Origin of the sequence: Pseudomonas sp. AKS31 (assembly GCF_023634765.1) — a bacterium.
GTDB lineage: Bacteria > Pseudomonadota > Gammaproteobacteria > Pseudomonadales > Pseudomonadaceae > Aquipseudomonas.
The window spans coordinates 451,958-455,102 of sequence record NZ_JAMLFX010000005.1; the positions used below are offsets into that span (position 1 = coordinate 451,958).

General features: G+C 60.2%; 4 protein-coding genes. 2 read left to right on the forward strand and 2 right to left on the reverse strand.

Annotation, left to right across the window (positions count from 1 at the left end; all coding sequences use genetic code 11):
* Positions 1–30 precede the first annotated feature (30 nt).
* Together M9827_RS17655 and M9827_RS17660 are read right to left on the reverse strand one after the other, a co-directional pair.
* Positions 31–207 (reverse strand): hypothetical protein, encoded by a 177-nt coding sequence (locus M9827_RS17655; RefSeq protein ID WP_007912636.1) that lies wholly within the window; start codon positions 205–207, stop codon positions 31–33.
* A gap of 158 nt (positions 208–365) precedes the next feature.
* On the reverse strand, positions 366–1,271 hold the full coding sequence (locus M9827_RS17660) for a LysR family transcriptional regulator (protein ID WP_250606383.1): 906 nt from the start codon (positions 1,269–1,271) through the stop codon (positions 366–368).
* Between the two features lie 114 nt (positions 1,272–1,385).
* Here M9827_RS17660 and M9827_RS17665 point away from each other — a divergent pair, with 114 nt between their 5' ends.
* Together M9827_RS17665 and M9827_RS17670 are read left to right on the forward strand one after the other, a co-directional pair.
* Entirely contained in the window at positions 1,386–2,264 is an 879-nt protein-coding gene (locus M9827_RS17665; RefSeq protein WP_250606384.1) for an MBL fold metallo-hydrolase, read from the forward strand.
* Between the two features lie 45 nt (positions 2,265–2,309).
* Positions 2,310–2,924, forward strand: a complete 615-nt coding sequence (locus tag M9827_RS17670) for an NAD(P)-dependent oxidoreductase (RefSeq protein WP_250606385.1) — start codon at positions 2,310–2,312, stop codon at positions 2,922–2,924.
* Positions 2,925–3,145: the final 221 nt, after the last annotated feature.

A 3,145-nucleotide genomic window follows, 5' to 3' on the forward strand; every position in this document is an offset into this window, starting at 1 on the left:
CTCCCACAGGTAATGAGTCACCCCCCAGCCTCAGCGCAACGCGTTCAGCGTGGCATTGTGCGGAATGCAGCGCTCGAAGTTGCAGCTCGCATACTCGCGCGGCAGCTGTCGCAGCTGTTCGACCCGCCAGGCAGCGGTGCCGTACAGCGCCAGCGTGGCGGCGCAGGTGATGAAAATCGCGACGTACCTTCTTGTTTTGATGTTCATGGCGTAGACCTCTGAACGACATACCCTGCGGTATTACTTTCAGCATAGGTCAGCGGCGGGGAGTTGCCAGCGAGGGCGTTTGAGGATTTACCACGGCATTCAGCACGCTGATGAACCTTTTGTGGGAGCGAGCAGGCTCGCTCCCACTTTGGATCCGTTTACAGATCAACGTCCCATTGCGGACTTTCAGGAAAGCGCTCTACCAGAAAATCCAGCATGCTGCGCAGCGCCGCCGGCATGTGTTTGCGCGAGGCGTACACGGCATAGATGCTCATCTGCCGCGGCTCGGCATGGGGCAACAGGCGAACCAGCTCACCGCTGTGAATATGCACCCCGGCCTGATAGGTCGGCAGCATCGCCACCCCGGCGCCGGCCAGGGTGGCGCGCAGTAACGTGCTGGCCTCGTTGGCGCTGATATTGCCCTGCACCGGCACCGACACCGGTTCGCCATCCTCCTCGAAATGCCACAGGCTTTTGCCGAAATACGAGTGCGTCAGGCAATTGTGTCTGCTCAGATCCTCGACCCGTAACGGCGCCGGCTGTTCTCGCAGATAGGCCGGGGCGGCGCAGACCACCGAACGACAAACGGTCAGGCGTCGGGCAATCAGATTGGGGTCAAGATCATTACTGGTGCGAATCGCCAGATCGATGCGTTCATCCACCAGATTTACCGTGCGATCGAGCATTTGCAGATCGATGCTCACACCCGGATAGCGCTTGACGTAGGCGGCCATCGCATCGGCCAGTTGCGCCTGGCCGAACGAAGTGCTGACGCTGATCCGCAGCAGCCCGCGCGGGGCGTCGTGGGGTTCGCTGACGGCGGCCTGCATGTCGGTCGACAGTTCAAGCATTTGCCGGCAGCGCGGCAGGATTTCGCTGCCGGCGGCGGTCAGGCTCAACTTGCGCGTGGTGCGGTGCATCAGGCGTGCGCCGATCCAGTCTTCCAGCTCTGCCAGATAACGTGAAACCACCGGCCGCGAAAGGTCCAGATGATCGGCCGCTGCCGACTGGCTGCCCAGATCCACCACGGTGACAAACACCCGCATTGCTTGGAGACGATCCATGATTTGCCCGCTTTCAGAAACAAACTATGTCCAAGCATCGCATTTTTTGTACTGAGTCAGGCAACTAAGCTTTGTCCCATCGCCAAACACGGCATTCGGACAACGGAGCAACAGATGATCGGCTTCACCACACTTAAACGCGTTCTACTCGCCACCGCTTCCCTGGGTTTCGCCGCGCACGCAGCGGCTGCCAACCTGACCTTGGACGTCTACAACCCAGGGACAAACGCGATTTTTCCGGTGACCTCGGTGCTGGTCAGCGGCGAGAAAGACGCGATTCTCGTCGATGCGCAATTCGGCAAGTCCCAGGCTGAACAGGTGGTGGAAAAGATCCGCGCCAGCGGCAAGCACCTGACCACGATCTACATCAGCCATGGCGACCCGGATTACTACTTCGGTCTCGATACCCTGACTCAAGCATTCCCGGAGGCCAAGGTACTGGCCTCGCAACCGACGGTTGATCACATCAATAAAACCGTCGCCGGCAAACTGGCCTTCTGGGGCCCGAAAATGGGCGCCGACGTTCCGGCAAAGACCATCGTGCCGGGCGTACTCAAGGGTGACAGCCTGATGCTCGAAGGGCAGAAATTGCAGGTCGTCGGCCTCGATGGCAAACAGCCGGATCGCAGTTTTGTGTGGATCCCGTCACTCAAAGCCGTGGTCGGTGGTGTGGTTGTCGCCGAGAACATCCATGTGTGGATGGCCGATACCCAGACCGCGCAATCCCACGCCGACTGGCTGGAAACGTTGCACTCGATCGAAACCCTCAAACCGAACACCGTGGTGCCGGGTCATTACCTGGGTGACAGCAGCCGCTCGTTGGCCAGCGTGAAATTCACCGCCGACTACATCAAGGCTTTCGACGCGGAAACCGCCAAGGCCAAAGATTCCGCTGCACTGATCGCCGCGATGAAAAAGCGCTACCCGACACTCGGCGAAGAAAGCTCGCTGGAGCTGAGCGCGAAAGTCGCCAAGGGCGAAATGCAGTGGTAAGCCGAATCTGAAAACGCAGCACTCTCAAGCCAACTGGAGAATGTCATGAGCAAGATCGCAATCATTGGTGCCACCGGTCGTGCCGGTAGCCAACTGCTGGAAGAAGCCCTGCGTCGCGGCCATAGCGTTACGGCTATCGCCCGCGACACCTCGAAGATCGGCAGCCGTGCCGGCGTGGTCAGCAAGAATGTCGACGTGCTGGATTCGGCAGCGCTGCAAGCCGCCGTGGCCGGTCACGACCTGGTGATCAGCGCCGCGCATTTCGCCACCGTGCCCGCCAGTGCCGTGGTCGGCCCGATGAAGCAGGCAGGCGTGAAGCGTCTGTTGGTGGTCGGCGGTGCCGGTTCGCTGTTGCTGCCGGACGACACCCGGGTGATCGACAGCGCCGGTTTCCCCGCCGAGTACAAAGCCGAGGCCAGCGCTGGCGCGGCGTTTCTCGATGCGTTGCGTTCGGAGAACGAGCTGGACTGGACCTTCCTGTCGCCGTCGGCGGAATTCGTTGAAGGTGAGCGCACGGGTAGTTTCCGTGTCGGCCAGGATCATTTGCTGGTGAGTGCCGAGGGGCGTAGCTGGATCACGTTTGCTGATTACGCGATTGCGCTGATCGATGAAGTGGAAACGCCGAAGCATTCGCGTCGGCGGTTTACTGTCGGGTATTGAATGAGGTGATGCTGAGAGATTGGTCTGGCTTCAGATCTTTCCCCCTCACCCCAGCCCTCTCCCCAAGGGGGCGAGGGGGAAAGGGAGCCGATCTTCAAGCCTTTCAAAACTGAAGTTCGGCTCGGTATCGCAGGTCGGCGTAGCCTGAACAATGCAGTGGTCAACTAATTCCGGACACCTCGATAGGTGGTTTTGACGCCATCGCCCGCTCATAAGCGGTC